Annotated in this window: 30 protein-coding genes and 1 pseudogene; 21 read left to right on the top strand and 10 right to left on the bottom strand. The window is 73.2% G+C overall.

Translation table 11 applies throughout. The features are described from left to right. The 12 genes from BJP40_RS34340 to BJP40_RS15705 form a co-directional block, all read left to right on the top strand. Nucleotides 1–242 (top strand): hypothetical protein (locus BJP40_RS34340; protein WP_177204395.1); only part of this gene is annotated, 242 nt, incomplete at its 5' end. A gap of 87 nt (nt 243–329) precedes the next feature. Beyond that, entirely contained in the window at nt 330–917 is a 588-nt protein-coding gene (locus tag BJP40_RS15750) for a hypothetical protein (protein WP_143065955.1), read from the top strand. Nucleotides 918–927: 10 nt separating this feature from the next. Continuing rightward, nucleotides 928–1428 carry a hypothetical protein gene (locus tag BJP40_RS15745; RefSeq protein ID WP_071280912.1) on the top strand — a complete coding sequence of 167 codons (501 nt, stop codon included), beginning with the start codon at nt 928–930 and terminating at the stop codon, nt 1426–1428. A gap of 11 nt (nt 1429–1439) precedes the next feature. Next, a complete protein-coding gene (locus BJP40_RS15740) occupies nt 1440–1673 on the top strand; it encodes a hypothetical protein (RefSeq protein ID WP_071280911.1) in 234 nt (77 codons plus the stop codon). A gap of 26 nt (nt 1674–1699) precedes the next feature. Further along, on the top strand, nt 1700–2644 hold the full coding sequence (locus BJP40_RS35595) for a peptidoglycan recognition family protein (protein ID WP_071280910.1): 945 nt from the start codon (nt 1700–1702) through the stop codon (nt 2642–2644). Between the two features lie 5 nt (nt 2645–2649). Further along, nucleotides 2650–3006, top strand: a complete 357-nt coding sequence (locus BJP40_RS36100) for a hypothetical protein (RefSeq protein ID WP_177204394.1) — start codon at nt 2650–2652, stop codon at nt 3004–3006. Beyond that, the gene (locus tag BJP40_RS15725) at nt 3003–3341 is read left to right on the top strand and encodes a hypothetical protein (protein WP_071280908.1); all 339 of its coding nucleotides are present in this window, start codon (nt 3003–3005) and stop codon (nt 3339–3341) included. Before BJP40_RS36100 ends, BJP40_RS15725 begins: the two co-directional genes overlap by 4 nt. Nucleotides 3342–3751: 410 nt before the next feature. Then, entirely contained in the window at nt 3752–4984 is a 1233-nt protein-coding gene (locus tag BJP40_RS15720; protein WP_071280907.1) for a helix-turn-helix domain-containing protein, read from the top strand. A 103-nt stretch (nt 4985–5087) separates the two neighbouring features. Next, nucleotides 5088–5306 (top strand): hypothetical protein, encoded by a 219-nt coding sequence (locus tag BJP40_RS15715; RefSeq protein ID WP_256220748.1) that lies wholly within the window; start codon nt 5088–5090, stop codon nt 5304–5306. Next, entirely contained in the window at nt 5303–5527 is a 225-nt protein-coding gene (locus tag BJP40_RS15710) for a hypothetical protein (protein WP_071280905.1), read from the top strand. Before BJP40_RS15715 ends, BJP40_RS15710 begins: the two co-directional genes overlap by 4 nt. 160 nt (nt 5528–5687) lie before the next feature. Further along, nucleotides 5688–5819 carry a hypothetical protein gene (locus BJP40_RS35585; RefSeq protein WP_256220747.1) on the top strand — a complete coding sequence of 44 codons (132 nt, stop codon included), beginning with the start codon at nt 5688–5690 and terminating at the stop codon, nt 5817–5819. Between the two features lie 302 nt (nt 5820–6121). Continuing rightward, nucleotides 6122–6442, top strand: a complete 321-nt coding sequence (locus tag BJP40_RS15705; protein WP_071280904.1) for a hypothetical protein — start codon at nt 6122–6124, stop codon at nt 6440–6442. A gap of 42 nt (nt 6443–6484) precedes the next feature. Here the strand turns inward: BJP40_RS15705 and BJP40_RS15700 are convergent, their stop codons facing one another. From BJP40_RS15700 to BJP40_RS15685, 4 genes are all read right to left on the bottom strand, one after another. Continuing rightward, entirely contained in the window at nt 6485–6766 is a 282-nt protein-coding gene (locus BJP40_RS15700) for a helix-turn-helix domain-containing protein (protein WP_256220579.1), read from the bottom strand. 572 nt (nt 6767–7338) lie between these two features. Continuing rightward, a complete protein-coding gene (locus tag BJP40_RS15695; RefSeq protein ID WP_071280903.1) occupies nt 7339–7893 on the bottom strand; it encodes a flavoprotein in 555 nt (184 codons plus the stop codon). Between the two features lie 126 nt (nt 7894–8019). Beyond that, complete coding sequence (gene cyaB / locus BJP40_RS15690; protein ID WP_071280902.1) at nt 8020–8601, bottom strand: class IV adenylate cyclase; 582 nt, start codon at nt 8599–8601, stop codon at nt 8020–8022. Nucleotides 8602–8617: 16 nt separating this feature from the next. Next, the gene (locus BJP40_RS15685) at nt 8618–9415 is read right to left on the bottom strand and encodes a helix-turn-helix domain-containing protein (RefSeq protein WP_256220749.1); all 798 of its coding nucleotides are present in this window, start codon (nt 9413–9415) and stop codon (nt 8618–8620) included. Between the two features lie 294 nt (nt 9416–9709). Here BJP40_RS15685 and BJP40_RS15680 point away from each other — a divergent pair, with 294 nt between their 5' ends. The 6 genes from BJP40_RS15680 to BJP40_RS36325 all read left to right on the top strand — a co-directional run bounded on the left by BJP40_RS15680 (nt 9710) and on the right by BJP40_RS36325 (nt 12817). Beyond that, nucleotides 9710–9901 (top strand): hypothetical protein, encoded by a 192-nt coding sequence (locus tag BJP40_RS15680; RefSeq protein ID WP_071280900.1) that lies wholly within the window; start codon nt 9710–9712, stop codon nt 9899–9901. Next, nucleotides 9898–10056, top strand: coding sequence for a hypothetical protein (locus BJP40_RS34335; protein WP_177204393.1), 159 nt, complete (start codon nt 9898–9900; stop codon nt 10054–10056). Before BJP40_RS15680 ends, BJP40_RS34335 begins: the two co-directional genes overlap by 4 nt. Nucleotides 10057–10133: 77 nt before the next feature. Then, complete coding sequence (locus BJP40_RS15675) at nt 10134–10451, top strand: hypothetical protein (RefSeq protein WP_143065954.1); 318 nt, start codon at nt 10134–10136, stop codon at nt 10449–10451. 215 nt (nt 10452–10666) lie between these two features. After that, on the top strand, nt 10667–10990 hold the full coding sequence (locus BJP40_RS15670; RefSeq protein WP_071280898.1) for a hypothetical protein: 324 nt from the start codon (nt 10667–10669) through the stop codon (nt 10988–10990). A 412-nt stretch (nt 10991–11402) separates the two neighbouring features. Beyond that, nucleotides 11403–12482, top strand: a complete 1080-nt coding sequence (locus BJP40_RS15665) for a peptidoglycan-binding protein (protein ID WP_071280897.1) — start codon at nt 11403–11405, stop codon at nt 12480–12482. A gap of 155 nt (nt 12483–12637) precedes the next feature. Continuing rightward, nucleotides 12638–12817, top strand: a complete 180-nt coding sequence (locus tag BJP40_RS36325) for a hypothetical protein (RefSeq protein WP_071280896.1) — start codon at nt 12638–12640, stop codon at nt 12815–12817. Between the two features lie 53 nt (nt 12818–12870). Here the strand turns inward: BJP40_RS36325 and BJP40_RS36320 are convergent. Further along, a pseudogene (locus tag BJP40_RS36320) lies at nt 12871–13212 on the bottom strand (cellulose binding domain-containing protein); the annotation flags it as partial. Between BJP40_RS36320 and BJP40_RS15650 the strand changes: the two are divergent. After that, nucleotides 13112–14797 (top strand): glycoside hydrolase family 6 protein, encoded by a 1686-nt coding sequence (locus BJP40_RS15650; RefSeq protein WP_079171211.1) that lies wholly within the window; start codon nt 13112–13114, stop codon nt 14795–14797. The pseudogene BJP40_RS36320 and the gene BJP40_RS15650 sit on opposite strands and share 101 nt — an antisense overlap. 557 nt (nt 14798–15354) lie before the next feature. On the opposite strand, the gene BJP40_RS15645 is transcribed toward BJP40_RS15650, so the two are convergent. The 3 genes from BJP40_RS15645 to BJP40_RS15635 are packed head-to-tail and all read right to left on the bottom strand — an operon-like array spanning nt 15355 to nt 17215. Then, nucleotides 15355–15789: a hypothetical protein gene (locus BJP40_RS15645; protein ID WP_071268866.1), complete on the bottom strand. Its 435-nt coding sequence runs from the start codon at nt 15787–15789 to the stop codon at nt 15355–15357. A 4-nt stretch (nt 15790–15793) separates the two neighbouring features. Beyond that, nucleotides 15794–16180 (bottom strand): roadblock/LC7 domain-containing protein, encoded by a 387-nt coding sequence (locus BJP40_RS15640; RefSeq protein ID WP_071268867.1) that lies wholly within the window; start codon nt 16178–16180, stop codon nt 15794–15796. After that, a complete protein-coding gene (locus tag BJP40_RS15635; RefSeq protein WP_071280894.1) occupies nt 16181–17215 on the bottom strand; it encodes a hypothetical protein in 1035 nt (344 codons plus the stop codon). 512 nt (nt 17216–17727) lie between these two features. Between BJP40_RS15635 and BJP40_RS34330 the strand changes: the two genes are divergently transcribed. Next, complete coding sequence (locus BJP40_RS34330) at nt 17728–17889, top strand: hypothetical protein (protein WP_177204392.1); 162 nt, start codon at nt 17728–17730, stop codon at nt 17887–17889. A gap of 50 nt (nt 17890–17939) precedes the next feature. On the opposite strand, the gene BJP40_RS15630 is transcribed toward BJP40_RS34330, so the two are convergent. Further along, complete coding sequence (locus tag BJP40_RS15630) at nt 17940–18437, bottom strand: GNAT family N-acetyltransferase (protein ID WP_071268869.1); 498 nt, start codon at nt 18435–18437, stop codon at nt 17940–17942. A 79-nt stretch (nt 18438–18516) separates the two neighbouring features. After that, the gene (locus BJP40_RS15625) at nt 18517–19545 is read right to left on the bottom strand and encodes a LacI family DNA-binding transcriptional regulator (RefSeq protein ID WP_071280893.1); all 1029 of its coding nucleotides are present in this window, start codon (nt 19543–19545) and stop codon (nt 18517–18519) included. A gap of 434 nt (nt 19546–19979) precedes the next feature. On the opposite strand from BJP40_RS15625, the gene BJP40_RS15620 reads away from it, so the two are divergent. After that, nucleotides 19980–21365, top strand: coding sequence for an ABC transporter substrate-binding protein (locus tag BJP40_RS15620; protein ID WP_071280892.1), 1386 nt, complete (start codon nt 19980–19982; stop codon nt 21363–21365). The last annotated feature ends 219 nt before the right edge of the window (nt 21366–21584 follow it).

Genomic DNA, 21584 nt, shown 5'->3' with positions numbered 1-21584 from the left:
CCGTGGCCGACGACGAGGTCCTCGGCCGGGTCGACACCGACGGCCATGCCCTGTCCGCGCCGGTCGACGAGTCCGGCACCAGCCTGGCCGTCGTGCCGACTGTCGTGCCGTGGCTGGGCTGGGCGACGGACCCGGCCGACGCCCCGTGGGACGTCGAGGTGGGCGGGGAGACGATGACCGTGACCGCCGTCGCGGGCGGGTCCGTCGTCGACGACTTCGACCGCACCGCGGCATCCGGCTGAGGTACCGCCACGTCCGGGCAGGCGTGGACAACGTCCGGCGGCAGCAGCGCGAACTACTCGGTGTCCTCGGGCGTCGGCGTTCACTCCGTGGCCTCGCTCGACGTGAACCGCTTCACCCTCGTCACACCGCCAACGGCCACCGCCGATTTCAGCGTGGCGTTGTCGGTGTCCACGCCGGTACTGGCCACGGGCACGCAGGGCCACCAGGCGTACCTGATCGCCCGCCGCCTCGACGCCAGCAACTACCTCGGCGCCCGCATCGAGTTCGGCGTCGACCAGTCGGTGCAGCTCAGCCTGATCAAGCTCGTCGCGGGCGCCCCGGGCGCGTACCCGGCGGTCGACACCGGCCTCACCCACGAGGCCGGTGTCCCGATTCGGCTGCGCTTCGAGGGCCAGGGCGCCACGCTGCGGGCCCGCGCCTGGCTGGCCTCCGACCCGGAGCCCACCACGTGGCAGACCACCCACCTCGACAACAGCATCGTGGCGGCCGGGCAGCTCGGTGTCCGCACGCGGATTCTCACCGGCAACACCAACACCCTCCCCGTCGCCATCAGCTTCACCGACTTCCACGTGGCCCAGCTGGTCACAGTCACCCGGTCCGTCAACGGCATCCGCAAGGCGCACGGGAGCGGCACCGACGTGCGCCTGGCCACCACCCCGATCATCGCCTTGTAGGAGGCCCGCTGTGGTGTACCCCTCGATCAGCCCAGGGCAGCGCCTCACCGCTGATCTGCTGACCAGCATGCTGCCCCTGGCCGCGGTCAAAACGGCGGCAACAGACCGGGCGTCGATCACCTCGACGAGCCCGGACCCGGATCTGCAGCTGTCGCTGGAGGCGTCGGCGGTCTATCTGCTGCGTGGCCTGATCATCGTGTCGGGGCCGGTGGCCGCGGACCTGCGGTGTCTCGTGGCGGGCCCGGCAGGCTCGTCCGGGACGTGGGGGATGGTCGCCCCGGGAGTCGCGTCCACCACCGACCCTGACCAGGTGCGCACCCGCGCCTTCAGCCTCGGCTCGGTGTCGGCCTACGGCCTGAGCACCACGAGTGCCTACGCGTGGCCGCTGTGGGCGTACATCAGCACCGTCTCCGCCGGCACCGCCTCGTTCGACTGGTCCCAGCAGACGTCGTCCGCGACCGCCGTGTCCGTCGCGGCTGGCTCGCACCTACTCGCACACCGAATCGCCTGAGGAGCCCCCTGGTGCCCATCACCGACTACGTCAGCTACCCCGTCTACGTCGTGGAGGTGTCCGGCGCCACCGACATCGACGCGCGGATGCGGATCCTCGTCGACGACCCCAACGGCAACATCCCCAGCAGCGAGAGGGACACCTTCGCGCACCGGGTCGCGGACGCCGCGCTGGAGGTGCCAGGGATGACCGCGGTGGCCATCACCCGCTACGACGAGACCGCCACCGCCCTACCCCACCCATAACCCCTGCTGCCCTGAAGGAGGGCCTCATGGACTTCGTCTCGCGCTCGGAGTGGGGCGCTCCCTCGACCAGCCCGGCGGCGTACCTCGCGTCGGCGCGGGGGGTGAAGGTGCACTACCTCGGCACGGCCTACACCTCCCGCGCGCACGAGGGGTGCGCGGCCTACGTGCGGCAGCTCCGGGCCGCGCACCTCGCGAACACCGCCGAGAACTACGTGGACGTGGCGTACAACCTCCTCGTGTGCGAGCACGGCACCGTGTACGAGGGGCGGGGCGCGCACCGCCGTAGCGGCGCCAACGGCTCGGCCACGCTCAACACCGCCCACTACGCGGTGTGTGCGCTGCTCGGTTCCTCCGGGCTGACGGAGCCGCCCGACGCGATGCTGCGCGGCCTGCGGGACGCCATCGACTACCTGCGCCGAGAGGGCGCCGCGGGCAGCGAGGTCCTCGGCCACCGCGACGGCTACGCCACCTCCTGCCCCGGGGAGCCGCTGCACGCGTGGGTGCGGGCCGGGGCCCCGCGACCTGCCGGCCCCATACCCGCCCCGGACCCGCCGCCGGATCCTGCCCCTGTCGAGGAGGACCTGATGCCCGTACCCGAGGTGCTGCTGGAGTCCCTGCCGGGCGGCCCCGAACTGCCCGCGGGTGAGTGGCTGGAGGTGCCGGCCGCGGAGGACACGGTGGTCCTGCGGGGGCCGTGCGTGTACGCGGTGACCGCGACGGTCGCCCTGACCGGGGTGCCGGACGGGGCGCGGGTGCGGCTGCGGTTCAGCCACGTCGACATCGCGACGCGGCGCCGGTACCGGCGGCTGGCGGTGGATCTGCCGCAGCGGGCGGGGGAGGTGACGGGGCAGGTGTCGGCGTCCGGCCGGCTGCCCCGCGGCCAGTACCTCAAGCTCCAGGCCCTCGCCGAGCTGGGCGGGGTGTCTGTGTCGCATCGCACGATCGAGGGCCTGTACTGGCCGGAAGGATGACCATCATGAATCTGTTCGCATCCGTACTTCGCACCCTGGTCCCGCTGCTGGTGGGCTGGGTGCTGACCGTGACCGGCGCCCTGGGCATCGAGGTCGACTCGGTGGCGGTGGCCGGTGGGGTGACTGCTGCGGTGACGGCGGTGTACTACCTGCTGCTCCGTCTCGCCGAGGAGGCGGCCGAACGGCTGGAGTGGGAGCCGCTGCGGCTGGTGGCCGGGGTGCTGCTGGGCTGGGCCCGACCGCCGTCCTACGAGGAGCCGCCGCCCGCGGGCACGATGCGCGTGCACCTCAACGCGGACACGTTCGCTGAGGAACTGCGCGAGGCGATCCGCCGCAACATGCACCTCGGGGGCCACTCGTGACGCCTTCCCCCACCGGGATACCCGCAGTCGATGCCGTACTGGTGTGGGGTGGCGCGGCGACGGTGCTGGGCGGGGCGGCGACGATGGCATGGCGGTCGATCGCGGGCGCCCGCCGTCTCGCCGGCCGCCTGGACGAGTTCATCGACGACTGGTCCGGCACCGAGCCGCGGCCCGGGGTACCGGCCCGGCCGGGGGTGATGGAGCGCCTGGGCGGGATCGAGCAGCGGCTCGCGTCGGTGGAACACGAGCTGCACCCCAACTCCGGGGCCAGCCTGCGGGACGCCGTGAACCGCGTAGATGTTCGCACCGCCCGACTGTGCGAGGAGACCGAGTAGGCTATATGGGTCATGATGAACGACATGTCACATAACGAGGGAGGTCCTCCGTGAGCCAAAGCGCGCGACAGGACCCCTGGGTGACTGCTGCCGGGGCCTCGCTGATGGTGACGGTCGTGGCTGCGGTAACGGGCTACGAGACCGCGGCCATGCTCGCGTCTGGCGTCTGTGTCCTCATCTTCGTGCTCCGTGGAGTCCTCGACCGATAGCGCCTTCTCTCATATCGCCCCCGCCCCCTGCTCTCCTCCGGGAGGGCAGGGGGCGGCTTCGTCGTCTCTGGGGCCCCCGCCATCGGGGCGGGGGCCGGTGAGTGCTCCCCCTCGGGGGGCGATCCCAGTATGGCGTAGGCCCGTTGAAGGCGGGAGCCGTACGCTGACAGGTGAGTGCTCCCACCCATCAAGGGGAACCCCATGATCAATCCCGTAGAGCTCACCACGGGGGAGCGGATCAGGTACTACCGCACCCGCAGCGGAAAGTCACAGGCAGCCGTCGCCGGCCTCGTCGGACGCTCAGAAGATTGGCTGTCCAAGGTGGAGCGAGGCGTCATTGCCGTCGACTCGCTCACCATGCTCATGAAGCTCGCCCGCGAGCTCGGGCTGTCCAACGTGTCCGACCTCGTCGGGCCATCCATCGACATCAGCCTCATGCCGAAGATCGAGCACCCCGCGGTACCCGGCATCCGATACGCGCTGAACGCCCCGCCGTCGCTCCTCGGCGTCGAGCTGCCCGGCGATGCGCTCAGCGCCGACGCACTGACCTCCCGCGTCGCGGAGGCATGGGACGTTTACGAGACCCGCACCGAGCGGTACGCCCCCGTGGGCGACATGCTGCCCGGCCTGCTCGCCGAGGCATACGCCACGCTCCGGGCGACGACCGGCGTTGAGCAGCTGCAGGCGACGCGCGCGCTCGTGTCGCTGCTCCACCTCCACCAGGTCTTCCTCCGCAGGATCCGCGAGCACAACCTGTCCGTGCGGGCCGCCGACCGTGCGATGCAGATCGCGGACGAGACCGGTGACCCGGCGCTGATCGCAGCGTCCGCCTGGAACGTGGCAGGCAGCCTCACGTCGAGCGGGCAGCCCGCCGAGGCCCTGGACCTCGCGCGCCGCACGATCGCCCACTGCCGGCCAGGAGACAACGCCTCTCCCGAGCACCTGAGCGCATACGGCGCCCTGCACCTGATCGCGGCCATCGCAGCGGTCCGCGACAGCAAGGCGCCGACGGGGTGGGACATGCTCCGCGAGGCTGACAGGGTCGCGCAGCGCCTCGGCGCCGACCACAACCTGCTCCACACGTCGTTCGGGCCGACGAACGTGGCCATGCACAGCGTGCACCTGGCGACGGAGGAGGGCGACGTGGCCGAGGCCCTGCGACTCGCGGACGATGTGCAGGTGCCGGAGCCAGGCGGAGTGCTGCCGCTGGAGCGCACGACGCGATACCTGGTGGAGATCATGCACGCCAACCGCCTGATGGGCGACGACTACGGCACGCTGTTCATGCTCCAGCGGATCATGAAGGATTCCCCGGAGGAGATCCGGTACTACCGGCTCGTCCAGGAGGCTCTACGCGGCCTGCTGAAGAGGGCGCGGCCGGAGATGCGGGGCGAGGTGCACCGGATCGCTGAGCACGTCGGCGTCCTCGCGTAACACACCCGGAACCAGGAGCGGCCCGGAAGATTCTTCCGGGCCGCTCCCGCATATCCCCCCTACGTTCTGCGACATGACGTTCACTCAGCGACAGTGCAGAGGCGTGGGAGCTACAGCCAACCCCGCCAAGGGGATCCGCATCGAGCGCTGGCCGGCGAAGGGCCTCCGGAGGACCGAGGCCGGTCGCATCGCCCTGCCGCTGTGGGTGCTCCGCGACGGCGAGCACCTCGGCGACGGCGATCTGGTCATGACACACGACGAGGCGGCCGCCCTGTACAGCCAGCTCGGCGTGCTTCTCGCCGAGTCCTCGGAGGGGTCATGAGGACCCCGGGGGATCGCGCGCGCCGGGCGGCCCTGGCCGACGCCGCAGCCGGAATCCTGCCACCGACGGGCCCCTACTTCAGCTACCTCTTCGTGCCCGGGTTCGGCCAGCAGACCGCCACCGACGCGTCGCCGGTCAACGTCGAGACCGCGGCCGACCCCGGAGCGCAGGAGGCCCCGAGCACCACCGCCGGTCCTGACGCCACATCCGGGGCCCGGTGACCGCGCCCGCGGCCCCCGTCCCGCTCCCCGCCTACGAGACGCTCACCAACCTCCAGCGGTACGGCCTGGACTGTGCCTTCTGCGGGACGGAGCTCCGGCCCGGGACCGCGGTGTCACTTGGCTGGCACCGCCACCAGGCCGCGCCCGGCACCCGAGTCGTATGGGCGCCCCGCGCCTGCCGCGACTGCCACACCGCGAGGAGCAGCCGATGACCGCGCGGACGCTGGAGCAGGTCCGGGCGGACGCCGAGCGGGCGGGCCGGACGGGTGAGTGCGAGCTCGGGGAGCACTAGCAGTGCCATCCGCAGGACGTGTACGCGACCGACCGGCCGCGGCCGGGTGAGCGGCCTCTGTTCTCGATCCGCTGCGCCTGCCTCTGCCACGGAAGGGGCCGGCCGTGACGTATCCGGTGCGCCGCTGGTGTGTGCACTGCGGGCGGCTGATCGAGGGCGAGGCCGTCACGATCCCGGGGTTCTCCGCGTCGGGCGCCCGCCCGGACGCCTAACGGCACCCCACCTGCCGGGCCCCCACCGTGCGGCCGCGCAGCTACCCGACCTCCTGAACGCCACCGTCGACGAACAGAGAGCGCAACCGCATGATCCAGACCGTCCACCCGGGCGACCTGCGCCCCACCGACACCGCCCTGTGCGAAGCGTGCTGGACCGAGCCGGTTCAGCGTATGCGCCTGACCTCGCACGGGCGTGACCTGCTGTGCCGGGCCTGCGCCGACAGCGGCAGCCCGCCCCGGGTCGAGTTGTTCCCGCCGCTGGGCATCTACGGCCTGACGTACCGCAAGCTCGGCGAGCCGCGCGCGGACAAGCACCGCAGCCCGGGCGCGCCGCAGACGCCCCCGAACCCGGGGCCGCCCCTGCCGAGCCCGCCCCCGCAGCCGACCCCCGGCCGCCCCCCGGTGTAGCAGGCCGCCCCGGCCGGTACCGTCCCCTGGCCGGCCGCGGCCCTACCGCACCAGATCCGCGACGGGGACGTCGAGCGCGTCGGCGATGAGAACCACGGCCGTGTAGGCGATGTCGCGCTCCCCGCGCTCGTACCGCTGGATGCTGCGCCGCTCGACGCCGATACGCGACGCGAGCTGGTCCTGGGAGAGGCCGGCGGCCCGCCGGTGCTCGGCGATGCGGTGGCCGAGCTGTCGGCGGCGGTCGATGACCCAATCGGGCAGGGGCGTAAGTCGGGCAGGCACCGCCTCACGCTTGATCGAGAACCGCACCACGTCAGTGCCCAAGTGGTCGCTTTTGCGATCAAGGGAATAGTTGCCATATAAACGGAACGGCTCGTTCCGCGAGCCGGACACGTGGCACCACCTCCCCCAGGCGGAGCCGCGTGATCCTGACGGCGCCCCTGCCTGCTCGGCGGGGGCGCCGTCGCATTGCGGTTGGCACTTTTTCTACTCACCCACCAGGCGGAGCGGCGGCCGACCTTCAGCCGTTTGGCCATGGCCAAACGGCGGGGCACGCGGCGGCATTCAGTGGTTCGCACTGGCATCGAACTGCACCCTTTTGGTCCGGTTTCCTGCATCGCCGCAGGTCACAGATGGGTCAAAAAACTGGTTCGAGTCCCGTTACTCACCCTGATCAGTGAAGGGCCGATCTGCGAAAACAGGTCGGCCCTTCGTCGTTTCCCGATCCTAGGGCCCCCTGGGGGCCCATACCAGTGGCCTCCCACCCACACGGCGCTTCACACCCTGCCTCGCCCTCGATCGAGGCTCATGTACGTCGTCCCACGTTCGGAGAGGGAGTGCGCCGGCGTGCGGCGTGACGCGCCGCCCGGGCTCTTTGTGAAGAGGTCCCGTCCGCGTCAGTCCCGGGCTGCCTTCGCCTGCCATGCGGCATCCGCCGCGTCCAGCGCCCGTTCCCACGGGTACTCCTTCGGGCGACCCTGCCCCGGCTGGTTGGGAACGAACCCGCCTTCCCCGTACAGCACCGTGACTCCTGCGGAACGGAGGACCTCCACGGACCGAGGGAACTGCGGATGCTGTACGTAGGCTGTGTTCACGCACGGCATGGTCACGAGGGGCAGGCCCTTGCCGATCCCCTCCGCGGCCACACCGACCACGAACTTGGACGTGAGGCCGAGGGCCCATTCGTTGATCGTGTTGAACGTCGCCGGAGCGAGCAGTACGACATCGGCGCGGGGCCACACGTCCGGGTCGCCTGGTGTCTTGTACTCGTAGCGCACGGGATGGCCCGAGAGCGCGGCCAGCCCCTCCAGACCGGGTGCCAGCCACCGCGCGGCGGTGGGCGTGAGCCCGAGGCACACGTCCCACCCCCGTGCCTGCGCGTCCTCGATCACTCGGGCGACGTCGAACACTGGCGGCGCGGCGGAGCAGAACAGGTACAAGGTCCTCGTCATGGCCCCATCTGACCACGCCGGCACGCCCTAACCCTGTTGCCTGCAAGACCCGTCAAGGTCCGTACGCGACGGGCACACCTACCCGGAAGCGGCGCGCAAAGCGGACCCAGTACCCCTAGAGCCTCTCTAACCAGAAGGAGTGTGGCGCCCGTCCCCCAGGCGGCGGTGGCGCACCGCGTCCGTGTACAGCTCACGCGTCAGAGCGTCCGACTCGATCCCGAGACCCTCCAGCACCGCCCTGACCGCTTGGAGAGCGTCAGTGACCTCGTCATCGGCCGCCTGGGTCTCCACTTCCAAGAACGTGCCGTCGATCTCGGGCACCCGCACCAGCGTCGCCAGCATCCGCCGACCGCCCGCCTGGAACTCGTAGTTGCGGCAATGCTTCTCGAAGCTGATCACGGGAACGTAGCCGAGCCCGAGCAGCACTCCTTGGACAGCCGCTGCATCAGCGACGCTCGTCTCGTGCTCGGGCTTCGACCCCGATGCCTCATCGACGACGGCACCCTTGAACGTAAGCACCGTGCGGGTGCTGGCCGAGCTGCGGATCGTGCGGACACGCAACTCCTGGCCGCCGGCCTCCAGGCGCCCGTCGGGGGCGTCGTAGTAGGTGTCCTGGTACACCTCGGCACGGCCTGCGGCGAGGTCGTCCAACTGCTTCATCACGGCCTCAGGGGCATCCACCCGGGCCTTCAGCTCCGCCTCAATCATCCCGTTCCCCTCTGGCTCACACCGTGCGGTCGGCGCCTTCGGCGATCGCATCGAACATCCGGCGGAACCCTCGGAAGAGCGGTCCATGAGGAGTCTCCATGATCTTGTACATGGCGGACTCGTGACCTTCCCACCCACTGTCGAAGGCTCCGACGAACATAGTGGTGTCTGCCCTGATGATGCGCCAGGTCGGCAGCATGCCGTATCGGTACACCCGCACATCACAGCCTTCGTCCGCCAGGTCACGCAGTCGCCCCTCGGACAGCCTGACGCCGTCGGAGAGGCACCGCGGAGACTCGCCGATCTCGGCGGCGCGCTGGACGACAGCCGGAGACGCGGGGTCGAGCAGCAGCACCCTTACCCGCGTGCCGCGGCCGCCGTGCTCCCGAGGCAGACAGGCCCGCAGGAGCGAGTCGTTCAACCCGATGAGCCCAAGCCCACGGACCGCCAGGACGTCCAGCTCGGAGGCCGCGCGGACCTGCTGCTGGATCTCGTCGGCCGCCGAAGCCTGTGCCGGGTACACCCGCACGACTTCCGGGAAGGCCGCGAGGTCGAAGGCCGCTCCCCCTCGGCCCGGCTCCCTGCTCGGGGCCAGACCGAGAAGGTGCCGGGCGTCATCAGGGACCTTGAGTCCGTCGGCGATCCGCTCGTAGACGATGAGCCGGGTCACCTGCCGACGACCGTTGAGGATCTCGTTGACACGGGCTTGAGTCATGTCGACGGCTGTGGCGATTCGGGCTTGGCTCGCCCCGGTGTACCGCTGCACGAACCGGAAGACTGCTGCCATATCGCGGGCTCGAAGTGCCTGGCGCACCTCTGCTCGTTCCCATGCCCACAGGGGCAGCTCAAGGGGGATGAGCAACGAAGGCAAGGGGCCCCTCCAGGCTGGGATGGAAACACATCTCACGGCGAGATTACCGTCCGGGTATCGAGCGGTCACCCCCCGTGGTTGGAGGGTGGCCTCATGAACGCCCCTACAGGCCGTCAGAAGCGCGGCCGGCAATGCGCGGACTGCGCCCATCGAGCTCACCGCCGCCACCGCCCGGCCGCTGCCCCGCTGCTCCCCGCTGCGGGCCTGCGTCCGCTGCCACACAGCGAGGAGCAGCGGATGACCGCGCGCACACTGGAGCAGGTCCGGGCGGACGCCGAGCGGGCGGGCCGGACGGGCGAGTGCGAGCTCGGGGAGCACTGGCAGTGCCACCCGCAGGACGTGTACGCCACCGACCGGCCGCGGCCGGGTGAGCGGCCTCTGTTCTCGATCCGCTGCACCTGCCCCTGCCACGGAAGGGGCAGGCCGTGACCCGTCCGGTGCGCCGCTGGTGCGTGCGCTGCGGGCGGCTGATCGAGGGTGAGGCCCTGGTGATCCCCGGGTTCTCCGCGTCGGGAGCCCGTCCGGACGCCTACCGGCACCCCGTCTGCCGGCCCCCCGCCGCGCCGAGGCCGAACGGCCGCTGACCGTATCCCCGCCCCGGGCCGCTTCCTTGGCCGGTCCGCTGCCCGGAGCGGGTCAACTCCCAGCCCGAGGAGGCTTCATGCAGTGTCCCCGATGCGGCGCCCAGATGTCACAGACCGCCGGAGGCTCGTGGCAGTGCTGGACGTGCGGCAACACCCACCTCCGCGCCCGGACGCCCGCGGCCGCGGAGGTGGAGTGCCCGCACTGCCGACTGCCCGCCGTGCCCGGCACTCCCGGCTGGTACCGGTGCTCGTCGTGCCGGTGGGAGATCGACGAGGAGTCCCAGCAGGTGTACGCCGACCTCGTGGCCCGCCTCGGCGCGGACCCGGACCGGTTCTTCGCCGACGTGCAGGCCCGCACCGCGCACCTCCGTGCCCTCGAACCCGCCTGGACATGACCCCTACTGCGCCGGGCCGTCATCCGCCGCCTGACCGGCCGGGGCCCTACCACCGGTTGGCACGTCCGGGCGTTCGGCCGCTGCGTCGGCCGGCTGACCGGAAGCTTCCGCACCCGTGGCGTTGCCCGCCGCGCCGCGGCCACGCAGCCACCCGGCCGGGCCGGCCGCTGACCCGCCGGTACGCCACCACCGGCGAAGAGAGAGTCCGCAGACGCATGATCCAGACCGTCCGCCCGGGCGACCTGCGCCCCACCGACACCGTCCTCTGCGAGGCATGCTGGACCGCGCAGGTCCAGTGCCTCCGCCTGCACCCGCACGGGCGTGACCTGCTCTGCCGTGGCTGCGCCGAGAGCGGCTGCCCGCCCCGGGTCGAGCTGTTCCCGCCGCTGGGGATCTACGGCGTGACCTACCGCGGGCTCGGCGAGCCGTACCTCGCGGACAGGCACCGCGGTCCCGGCTCACCGCAGACGCCCCCGCACCCGGGGCCGCCCCTGCCCAGTCCGCCGCCGCAGCCGACGCCGGGCCGCCCTCCGGTGTAGCGGAGGCCCTCGGAGCGCCGCAGCCGGCCTCCGTCCCCCCGGCCGGCCGGGGCCCAACCGCACCAACTCCGCGAGCGGGACGCCGATCGCGTCGGCGGATCCGGGTGTCGAGGCGGGCAGCGGTCCGGGCCGGCCCGATGCCCGGTTCCGCGCCCGTGAGCCCACCGGGCGTGGCAGACCGGCCGTCCCCGAGGCGGCGTGCGGGGGCATCCCGGGGCGCGGGCCACGTAGGCGAATGCCACCGGCAGGTGCGGCCGGACGGTGTCCGCACCGCTCTGACCGGGCACGACTACTGTGCGCACCGCCCCCGTAACGGCGCCTACGGCCCGGCTGCGCCCCACCTGTCTCCCCGTTCCCTTCTGCCCGGCCGCACGCCGCCGGGTGCTCTCCCCTGCCCTGAAGGAGGGCCCTCATGGACTTCGTCTCGCGCTCGGAGTGGGGCGCTCCCGCGACCAGCCCGGCGGCGTACCTCGCGTCGACCCGGGGGGTGAAGGTCCACTACCTCGGGACGGCCTACGCGTCCCGCGCGCACGACCGGTGCGCCGCCTACGTGCGGCAGGTCCGCGACGCCCACCTGGCGAACACCAGCGAGAACTACGTGGACGTGGCGTACAACCTCCTCGTGTGCGAGCACGGCACCGTGTACGAGGGGCGGGGCGCGCACCGCCGCTGCGGGGCCAACGGCAGCGCGGACCTGAACCGCGCGCACTACGCGGTGTGCGCGCTGCTCGGCTCGTCGGGGCTGACGGAGCCGCCCGACGCGATGCTGCGCGGGCTGCGGGACGCCGTCGCGTACCTGCGCCGGGAGGGCGCCGCGGGCGACGAGATCCTCGGCCACCGGGACGGACACCCCACCTCGTGCCCGGGCGACCCGCTGTACCGGTGGGTGCGGGCGGGCGCCCCCCGGCCGGGCGGCGGGGAGGGGGAGCCCGGGCCGCCGCCCGTGGCCCGGTACCAGACCACGATCAACGGTCTCGTGTACGGGTACGGGGCGCGCGGCGACCACGTGACCGCGGTCGGCCGGGCCCTCGTCGAGCGCGGCCACGGCGAGCACTACCGGGTCGGCCCGGGGCCGGTGTGGTCCGATGCGGACACCCTCAACTACGCGTCATGGCAGCGCTCCCTCGGCTACACGGGCGGCGACGCGGACGGCGTGCCCGGGGAGGTGTCGCTGCGGCGGCTCCTCGGCAGGCTGCCGTCCGGGCGCCCGGTGGTGGACCTCTCCCGGCTGGTGGCAGCCGCCCGGCAGGACCCGCCCTCGTCCGGTACGCGGGTGTCCTACGGGGGCGTCCGGGTCGTGGAGGACGCGCTGGTCGCGGAGGGGCTGCTGGACCGGCGGTACGCGGACGGGCACTTCGGCACGGCGACGGTCCGTGCGTACGCGGCGTGGCAGCGCCGTTGCGGCTACACGGGGGCCGCGGCGGACGGCGTCCCGGGCCGCGACTCCCTGACCCGCCTGGGCCGCGCCCGCGGCTTCGACGTGACGTCCTGACCGGGAGGTCCCGCGGAGGGGGCGGCGGCACCGGGGTGGCGGTGGCTGACGGGCCGGGGTGCGCACACCCTGTCACGCGGGTGGGCCCCCGGTGGTGCGGGGCGGGGATGTGGAGGAGCCGGGCGGGATGCGCGCTTTCGCGTCCCGCCCGGCTCGTGTACGCACGCGGAGCCGCGGGGCTGGGGCTGTTCGAGGATCTCCGCGAAGGACGCCGACTCGCCCTGGCGGACCGGCAGGTGGCCGGGCGCGGCGACGAGGGCGCGGCCCCGGCCGCGGTGATGCCGACGGGCGCGGACTCGGCGGCGGCGCCCCGGCTGTCGTACGCCTTGGCGTAGAGGGAGTGGGAGCCGGCGGCCAGGCCGGTGGCGGTGTGGGTGTACGGGGACGTGGTGTCGGTGGCGAGCAGGGTGGTGTCGCTGGAGAACTCGACCTTGCTGATGCTGGCGCCGTCGGCGGCCGCGGCGGTGGCGGCCAGGGGGACCGGGTCGCCGGCGCTGAAGGCGGCGCCCGGTTCGGGGCTGGTCAGCACGGCGACGGGCGGCTGGTGGGCGCCCGCGCAGACGGTCCCGTTGACGGTGAAGCGGGTGGGTGCGGCATTGCTGCCGCTGTAGGAGAACTGGGCGACGGCGGTGACGGCCGCGCCCGCGGCGACCGTGCCGTTCCAGCTCGCGTGGGTGACGGTGACGGTGTTCCCCGACTGCGACCAGACGCCGTTCCAGCCGTTGGTCAGCTGCTGGTTGCCGGTCGGCGCCAACGTCACCGTCACCAACACCGGTGACGCCCTGAACGGCTGGACGCTGGCGTGGACGTACGGCGGCGACCAGCAGGTGCAGCAGGGCTGGAACGCCGACATCACCCAGTCCGGCGCCGCCGTGACCGCGAGGAACGCCTCCTGGAACGGCAGCCTCGGGACGGGCGCCTCCGCGTCCTTCGGCTTCAACGCCTCGTACAGCGGCACGAACGACGTGCCCGGCACCTTCACCCTGAACGGCGTCACCTGCAACGAGGACGGCACGGACCCGACGGACCCGCCCACCGACCCCACCGACCCGCCGCCGAGCGGCAGCAAGGTCGACAACCCGTACGCCGGCGCGAAGGTCTACGTGAACCCGGAGTGGTCCGCGAAGGCCGCGGCCGAGCCGGGCGGCGACCGGGTCGCCCAGCAGCCCACGGGCGTCTGGCTGGACCGCACCGCGGCCATCGAGGGCGTCAACGGCGGCATGGGCCTGCGCGACCACCTCGACGAGGCGCTGCGCCAGAAGGGCGACGGCGAACTCGCCATCCAACTGGTGATCTACAACCTGCCCGGCCGCGACTGCGCGGCGCTGGCCTCCAACGGCGAGCTGGGCCCGGACGAGATCGACCGCTACAGGCACGAGTACATCGACCCGATCGCCGAGATCCTGTCCGACCCCAGGTACGCCGGGCTGAGGATCGTCACCACGGTCGAGATCGACAGCCTCCCGAACCTCGTCACCAACGTCACGCCGCGGCCGACCGCGACCCCGAACTGCGACGTGATGAAGGCGAACGGCAACTACGTGAAGGGCGTCGGCTACGCCCTGAACAAGCTGGGCGACGTCGCGAACGTCTACAACTACGTGGACGCCGGCCACCACGGATGGCTGGGCTGGGACGACAACTTCGGCGCCTCCGCCCTCGTCTTCAAGCAGGCCGCGACGGCCGAAGGCGCGACCGTGTCCGACGTGCACGGCTTCATCGTGAACACCGCCAACTACAGCGCGCTGAAGGAGGACCACTTCACGATCACCGACTCGGTGAACGGCGTGTCCGTGCGCCAGTCCAAGTGGGTCGACTGGAACCGCTACACCGACGAGCTGTCCTACGCCCAGGCGATGCGCGGCGAACTGGTGCGCATCGGCTTCGACAGCGGCATCGGCATGCTGATCGACACCTCCCGCAACGGCTGGGGCGGCACGAACCGCCCGTCCGGCCCCGGTGCTACGACGAGCGTGGACACCTATGTCGACGGCGGGCGCTACGACCGCCGCATCCACCTCGGCAACTGGTGCAATCAGTCGGGTGCCGGTCTCGGCGAACGGCCGCAGGCGGCCCCGGAGCCGGGCATCGACGCCTACGTGTGGATGAAGCCGCCGGGTGAGTCGGACGGGGCCAGCAAGGAGATCCCGAACGACGAGGGCAAGGGCTTCGACCGCATGTGCGACCCGACGTACACCGGCAACCCCCGGAACGGCAACAGCATGTCGGGGGCCCTGCCCGACGCCCCCGTCTCGGGCCACTGGTTCTCGGCCCAGTTCCAGGAGCTGATGAAGAACGCCCACCCGGCGCTCTGAGCCGCACGTCAGCTCCTCCCCCGCGAGCCCCCGCCCCCGGCGCCCTGTCCGCGTCGGGCGCGGGGGCTCGCCCCACGCGCGGACGGCCCGGTCGGGTGCGGGGGCGCGGCGGACACACCGGGGTGCGCGCCGCGCGGACCGGCCGGGGCTGCGGGCCCCGCGCCGGAGTGCGCCCCGGCCCGTCACCACCGGGCCCTCCGGCCGGCGGGACCCCGCGCGCCGCGGCCGCCGCCGGGGCCCGGTGCACGGGGCGGGGGCGCTGCGGCCGCCGCCCGGACGCCGGGGCCGGCGCAGGACTCCGCGGTCGGGCGCGGGACTCCGCGGTCGGGCGCGGGACTCCGGGGTCGGTCGCCGCGGTATCCGGCGGGCGAACCGTGCCGCGCCGCCGCGGTATCCGCCCGGCGGGCCGGGCGGCCTGGCGGGCGGGCCACAGTGCCGACCCCGGTCCCGGGCTCCCGGCGGCGGGGCTCCCGGCACCGGGCCCCGGAGGCCCCGCCGGGCCGAGCGTTGCGGGCCGCAGCAGCGGTCGGCGCCGGGCGGGGCGGCCCCGCCCGGCGTCAGAGGCCGCCGTACTCCTTGACGACCCGCCGCGCCTGGGCGAACAGCATCCCGACGTTCACCGACTTGCGGCACACGACGACCGCCACGACGTCCTGACTGTCGTTCATCCGGATGAACAGGTGCGTCAGGTTGTCGCTGTTCACCAGGATCTCCTGGAAGAAGTGCTGGTCGTTGTCGACCCCGCGCCGCTCCTTGAACACGTCCTCGATGAGGACGACCGTCCGGCCCTGGAACAGGTCCAGCGTGGCCCCCGCCAACAGGTCCAGGACCTCCGGCGGGTGGCTGTCGACGGTCTCGTACGACAGGAGCATCCCGGTCGCCATGTCCACCACGCCGGACGCGACGCAGTCCGGCGTCTCCGTGCGCAACGCCTTCACCAACGCCGATACCTGCTCCGAGAACCCCTGCGGCGCCATGCGCTTCGTCGCCACGCCCTCACGCCCCCGCCGTGCCGGTCGCGGACAGGATCGCGCCGATGCGCCGCAGGCTCGGCTGGGACTCCACGTGCAGGCGCTCCACGTCGAGCCCCTCGTCGCCGAGGACCACCATCAGCGCGGTGTCCCCCACCGCGTAGACCGCCGCGCATCCGGCACTGCCGTAGGCGACGGTGCGGCGCAGGGTGCCGCGCCCCGTGGCCGCCGCCGTACGGCGGGCGAGGCCAAGCCCGGCCGCGGCGAGCGCCGCGAGGCCGTTCGGCTCGATGCCGTCCTCGGTGTCCGCCGCGATCAGCAACCCGTCCACGGCTGCCACGGCCGTGTCGGTGATCCCCGGTATCTGGTCGCGCAGGCCCCGCATCTCGCCGGCCAATGCCTCGTGATCCATTCACGAACCCCTTTGCACATGTACGTGATGAGCCGGGCCCGTCGCGGGACGCGCGGGGCGCACGGCAGGGGTGCGGCCGCGCGTCCGGAGGAGCCCTTTCCGACTCGCCGCGGTGTCGTCCGCGTCGAGGGTCTTCGTGGCGGGCCGGCCGTCGGCCCGGTCCCCGGTGATGCCGCTGGCGCCGGGCACCCGCCGGGGCAGGCCGCCGTACGGCTCCGGCCCGCACCCGGCCGGACCCCGTCGGCCCGCCCCGGCCACCGCGGGGGGCGGCGGCATGGGCGACCGGCGCGGCACGGGCGCCAGGCCGGCCCGCACCAGCGGTACGCCGCCGGGGCGTTCGCCGTCCCGTCCCGCCCGGCGCAGGAGACCTTCACCGAGCATGCGGGACACCTCCACGGTCACCGGGTACACCCCGCGGCCGACGACGAAGGCGATGTCCCGGGCCGTACGGCGGCCGTCGGCAAGGAAGAGGATCTCTCGGCGGCAGGGCGGCAGCCCCTCGGCCACGGCGGCGAGGGCGGACCCCGTGGCGGCGACCCGCTCCCGGTCCGGCCGCACGGCGTGCGGCAGCGCGGCGAGGGCGGCCAGCCTGCGGACGGCCCCGTCGAGGAGCCGCAGGGGGTCCTCACCCGCGGCCGTCGGCTCGACCGCCGCTGCCTCCGACGCGGCCGCACAGCCCGCGGTCTCCCCCGCCACGACGGCGAACACGGCGTCCTGCAGGGCCATCGCGGACAGCACGCGCAGCTCGGCGGCGCCGACGATCCCGCGGGCGACCAGCTCGGCGGCGGGCATCCCGGACGCGGCGCCCGCCCACTCGTCGGCGCGGACCCTGCCGGAGCGCAGCAGCAGCGCCTCGACGCCGGGCGCACCGGAGGTCTCCACGGCGACGACGCCGCCCCGCCGCAGGTGGAACGTGCCGCCGGGCCTGCCCTCCACCCGCAGGGCGGCGGTGGTCCGCGCGGCCCTGCACTGGGCCAGCGCGAGGTAGAGCACGCCGTGCCCGGCGCGCTGCATGGATGCCTGGATGTCCGGCAACGACCCTCCCCGGTACCGAGGTGGTAGGTGTACCAGCCGGGAGACATCGCCTTCCGTGACTGACCCAATGTGATCGAGTCTGCAACTTGGCTTCTCTTCGTACCGGTTGTGCGCCCGTTCGACCGTTCACCTTGTGTCGGTTTGCCATCGGGGCGGAGCCGTCGGCGGTCCGGCACGGAACGGAGCACAGACCCTCGGTGCCGGGCGTCCGACGCCGGGCGTCGAGCACGGGCGCGGGGCCGGTCACGGTCGCCGGGTCGCCCTTCGCCGTCGGCCGGCCGCCGGTACGGTGTCGGTCGTCACCGTTCACCTTTCACCGTCGCGGTGACGGTCACGGTGCGCGGCGGCAATCCCCGTACGCGTCACCACACTTGCTCGGCATGGCGCCGGACCGCCCCGCCCCGCCGGCGTCCACGGCGTGACTGCCGGGTCGGCCCCGGGCCATGAGCGAGCAGGGTCACCGGCCGTGACCCGAGGACGCGGCGGGCCAGGGGGCGGCCCCCGGTGCAGCCGTGTCCCGGGTGGCGGCGGGCGGTGTCACCTACCACGCGGATCCCCACCACACCGAGCCGCACCGGACCAACCGGCTCCGCGGCGCTCGGGGCGCCTACGTCGACGACCCCGACGGGCACCACGTGGAGCTCCTGCCCCGCCCCCACACCCGGCCGGCCTGAACGCCGGGCTCGGCTGGGCCGGACGGCCCGGCGGAGCCCCGGGCACCGCCCTACGGGACCGGCGTCTGCGCCGCCGTCCCCAGGTCCCGTTCGCCGACCACCTCGTCCTCGCTCGTCTCCCCCGTGAGGCGGAAACCGAGCTTCCGGTAGAACTCCTCCGGTCCCCCCTCGGCCTGCACCCAGGTGACCGTCGCCGTGGTGCCGCCCCGGCGGCGGATCTCCTCGCAGACCGCCTCCACGGCGAACCGCCCGTAGCCCCGGCCCTGGCGGTCGGCCGCGATGTTGAGGCGCCAGAGGCCGCTGCGGGGGCGGTCGTGGTGGCTGTCCTCGGTGAACGGCACGTCGAAGAAGGCCATCACGAAGCCGACCAGCTCGTCGCCGTCCATGACGACCCGCGGCCAGGCGGTGTCCCCGTGGACGTACGCCTCCGCCAGGGACTGGGCCACCGGTGACACGAACTTCTGCTGCTCCGGGGCCACCTGGAGGCGGCACGCCTCCAGGACGTTGCCTTCGGTGACCTTCTCCAGGCGCAGGGTGCTCTTTGACATGCGCCGGACCTTAGCGGGGCCCTCCGGCGCTGTCGCCCGGATTTCCGCCGGCTCGGGGCGGGCGCGCGGCCGCCGGGGCTCACGACGAGGCGCGGACCACCAGGGACGTGGGCAGGACGAGCTGGCTCGGCCCCTCGGAGCCGCCCCCGATCTCCTTCAGCAGGGCGCGGGCCATGACGCGGCCCATCTCCTCGATCGGCTGGCGCACGCTCGTCAGCGGCGGGTCCATGTGGCGGGCCACCGCCGAGTCGTCCACCCCGACGAGGGCCACGTCGTCGGGGACCCGGCGCCCCGCCTCCCGCAGGGCGCCGCGGGCGCCCGCCGCCATCACGTCGGACGCGGCGAACACCGCGTCGAGGTCGGGGCGGCGGGCCAGCAGGGCGCGCATGGCGCTGCGGCCGCCCTCCTCCGTGAAGTCCGCCGTCGCGATCAGGTCCTCGGCGGCGTCGAGGCCCGCCGCTTCGAGGCCCTGCCGGTAGCCCTCCAGCCGGCAGCGCGCCACGTACATGTCGAGCGGGCCGGTGAGGGTGGCGATGCTCCGGCGGCCGCGGCCCGCCAGGTGGTCCACGGCGGAGCGACCCGCGCCCACGTTGTCGGAGTCGACGTACGCGGCGGACTCCGTCTCCGAGCGGCGGCCGTTGAGGACGGCGGGGATGTCCAGCTCCCGCACGACCTCGGGCAGGGGGTCGTCGGCGTGCACCGAGACGAGCAGGACGCCGTCCACGCGCTGCGCGGCGAGGTACTGCTCGAAGCGCTGCCGCTCCTGCCGGGAGCGGATCAGGGTGAGCAGCAGCTGCTTGTCGGCGTCGGCGAGTTCGGCGCTGACGCCGCGGATGATGTCGAGGAAGTACGGCTCCGCGAACAGCCGGGCCTCGGTCTCGGGGATCACCAGCGCCACGGCGTCCGTGCGGGCCCCGGCCAGCGCGCGGGCGGCGCGGTTCGGGACGTACCCGAGCTCCGCGACGGCCTCGGCGACGGCGGCCCTGGCGCGGTCGCTCACCCGGGGCGAGCCGTTGATGACGCGCGACACGGTGCCGCGGCCCACGCCCGCGCGGGCCGCGACCTCCTCCAGCGTGGGTCTGCCCGTCTGCCGTCCGTTCACCGCCATGTTCCCGCCTCCCGTCCGCGCCCGCCCACCGTGCAGCGGCTGCTTCAGCCCAACCTAGAGCGTGCACCGCTGGGCGGCCCCAGCGGGAGGGCCATCTTTTGACCCTCCGTAGTGGGAGCGCTCCCACCCTAGCGGGCCGTGCAACTCTTCCGCCTCATGCGCCCTGAGGTTCCGAAGGCGGACGCCGCACTGTGGGTGGGCGGGCGCCGCTGCGGCACCAATGCGCGTTCACGTCTTGACACCCACCCCCGGCAGGCAGCAACCTTCCGGCAACAAGTGGCGTGGGAGCGCTCCCACATCACGGCCCGTAGCCCCCCATGTGTGTGACACGGCCGAGCCGCCCTGTCGCCGCGCCGACCCCCGCAGCCCGGCTGCGGACCCGGCACCCACCCATTCCGGCGCACACCAGCACCACCCTGGACGAGGAGAGTGGAATGCGCACCATCAGCAGAATCCGCAGCCGCCGCGGCGGCGGCAGAACCGGCGACCGCGGCCACCGCCGCCCCGTGGTCGCAGCGACCGCCCTCCTGGCCTGCGCGGCGCTGGTCACGGGGTGCAGCAGCGGTTCCGGCGACAGCGGCAGCGGCGACACCGCCGGCGGGGACGGCGGACAGATCACCCTGCGGATCGGCACCTTCGGCTCGTTCGGCTACGACAACGAGAACGGCGCCAAGCTGTACGCCGAGTACGAGAAGCTCAACCCCCACATCAAGATCGTCGAGTCGAACGTCGCCGACGGCCAGAAGTACTGGGACACCCTGAAGCTGCGCCTCTCCCGCACCAGCGGCCTCGCCGACATCCAGGCCGTCGAGGTCGGCTACATCGCCGAGGCCACCGGCTCCGCCCTGGCCGACAAGTGGGTGGACCTCTCCGAGTCCGGCGGCGCCGACCTGTCCGCCTTCCTGGACTGGAAGGTCAAGCAGGCCACCACCGCGGACGGTTCCGTCATCGCGCTCGGCACGGACATCGGCCCCCTGGCCATCTGCTACAACAAGGACCTCTTCGCGAAGGCCGAGCTCCCCACGGACCGGGAGGCGGTCGGCGAGCTGTGGGCCGGCGACTGGGCGAAGTTCGTCGAGACCGGCAAGAAGTACCAGAGCGCCGCGCCCGAAGGCACCGCCTTCCACGACTCCGCGAGCGGCCTCTTCAACGCCGTCCTGTCCAGCCAGCCGCAGCAGTACGCCAACGACGGGGGCGAGCTGGCCTGGGAGAACAGCCCCGGGGTGAAGACCGCCTGGGGGCTGGCGGTGGACGCGGCGCAGAGCGGCATCACCGCGAAGCTGCGCCAGTTCGACGAGAAGGGCACCTGGAACGCCGGGTTCAAGAACTCCAGGTTCGCGACCGTCGCCTGCCCGAGCTGGATGACCGGCATCATCAAGGACCAGGCGGGCGAGAAGAACAAGGGCGACTGGGACATCGCGTCGGCGCCGGTCGCGGGCAACTGGGGCGGTTCCTTCCTCGCGGTGCCGAAGGCCGGCGAGCACACCGAGGAGGCCGCCAAACTGGCCGCCTGGCTGACCGCCCCCGAGCAGCACGCCAAGGTGTTCGGCGTCAACGGAAACATCCCGTCCACCAAGGAGACCCTGGCCTCCGAGGCGGTCCAGAACGCCACGATCGACTACTTCGGCGACGCCCCGGTCGGCCGGATCTACTCGCACGCCGCGGCGGGGATCACCCCGGCGGCCATCAGCCGCCACGACGGCCAGGTGAAGACCTTCCTCACCGACAACGGGATCCTCGACATCGAGCAGCGCGGGACCGACCCGGAAGCGGCGTGGAACAACGTGAGAAAGCTGATCGAGGACAAGATCGTCCAGTAGCCCCCGGCGGGGAGCCCGCCGCGCTTCCGGCGGGCCGGCGGGCTCCCCGTGCGGGTGTCCGCCCCCGCCGCACGGACGGGTCCGCGGCACGGGGCCGGCCCCGCCGAGCAGGTGTCCGGCAAGCGGCCCGGGCCCGGCCGCCCGCGGGCCGGGGCGCCGGACCCCCTGCCCGGGATCCTTCCGCCGCCGGACTCTTCGACTCCCGGCTCCCGGCTCCCG

This window comes from Streptomyces sp. CC53 (genome assembly GCF_001865245.1).
Classification (GTDB): Bacteria; Actinomycetota; Actinomycetes; order Streptomycetales; family Streptomycetaceae; genus Streptomyces.
Note: the sequence above shows the minus strand (reverse complement) of the source record. Positions and strands in the feature narration are given on the sequence as shown.

What these genes read in the sequence shown, in the direction of transcription:
- BJP40_RS35595 (WP_071280910.1), top strand. Translation starts at nt 1,700, where the DNA reads ATGGACTTCGTCTCGCGCTCGGAGTGGGGCGCTCCCTCGACCAGCCCG.
- BJP40_RS36100 (WP_177204394.1), top strand. Translation starts at nt 2,650, where the DNA reads ATGAATCTGTTCGCATCCGTACTTCGCACCCTGGTCCCGCTGCTGGTG.
- BJP40_RS15720 (WP_071280907.1), top strand. Translation starts at nt 3,752, where the DNA reads ATGATCAATCCCGTAGAGCTCACCACGGGGGAGCGGATCAGGTACTAC.
- BJP40_RS15710 (WP_071280905.1), top strand. Translation starts at nt 5,303, where the DNA reads ATGAGGACCCCGGGGGATCGCGCGCGCCGGGCGGCCCTGGCCGACGCC.
- BJP40_RS35585 (WP_256220747.1), top strand. Translation starts at nt 5,688, where the DNA reads ATGGGCGCCCCGCGCCTGCCGCGACTGCCACACCGCGAGGAGCAGCCG.
- BJP40_RS15705 (WP_071280904.1), top strand. Translation starts at nt 6,122, where the DNA reads ATGATCCAGACCGTCCACCCGGGCGACCTGCGCCCCACCGACACCGCC.
- BJP40_RS15695 (WP_071280903.1), bottom strand. Translation starts at nt 7,893, where the DNA reads ATGACGAGGACCTTGTACCTGTTCTGCTCCGCCGCGCCGCCAGTGTTC.
- cyaB (WP_071280902.1), bottom strand. Translation starts at nt 8,601, where the DNA reads ATGATTGAGGCGGAGCTGAAGGCCCGGGTGGATGCCCCTGAGGCCGTG.
- BJP40_RS15680 (WP_071280900.1), top strand. Translation starts at nt 9,710, where the DNA reads ATGACCGCGCGCACACTGGAGCAGGTCCGGGCGGACGCCGAGCGGGCG.
- BJP40_RS15675 (WP_143065954.1), top strand. Translation starts at nt 10,134, where the DNA reads ATGCAGTGTCCCCGATGCGGCGCCCAGATGTCACAGACCGCCGGAGGC.
- BJP40_RS15670 (WP_071280898.1), top strand. Translation starts at nt 10,667, where the DNA reads ATGATCCAGACCGTCCGCCCGGGCGACCTGCGCCCCACCGACACCGTC.
- BJP40_RS15665 (WP_071280897.1), top strand. Translation starts at nt 11,403, where the DNA reads ATGGACTTCGTCTCGCGCTCGGAGTGGGGCGCTCCCGCGACCAGCCCG.
- BJP40_RS15640 (WP_071268867.1), bottom strand. Translation starts at nt 16,180, where the DNA reads ATGGATCACGAGGCATTGGCCGGCGAGATGCGGGGCCTGCGCGACCAG.
- BJP40_RS15630 (WP_071268869.1), bottom strand. Translation starts at nt 18,437, where the DNA reads ATGTCAAAGAGCACCCTGCGCCTGGAGAAGGTCACCGAAGGCAACGTC.
- BJP40_RS15625 (WP_071280893.1), bottom strand. Translation starts at nt 19,545, where the DNA reads ATGGCGGTGAACGGACGGCAGACGGGCAGACCCACGCTGGAGGAGGTC.
- BJP40_RS15620 (WP_071280892.1), top strand. Translation starts at nt 19,980, where the DNA reads ATGCGCACCATCAGCAGAATCCGCAGCCGCCGCGGCGGCGGCAGAACC.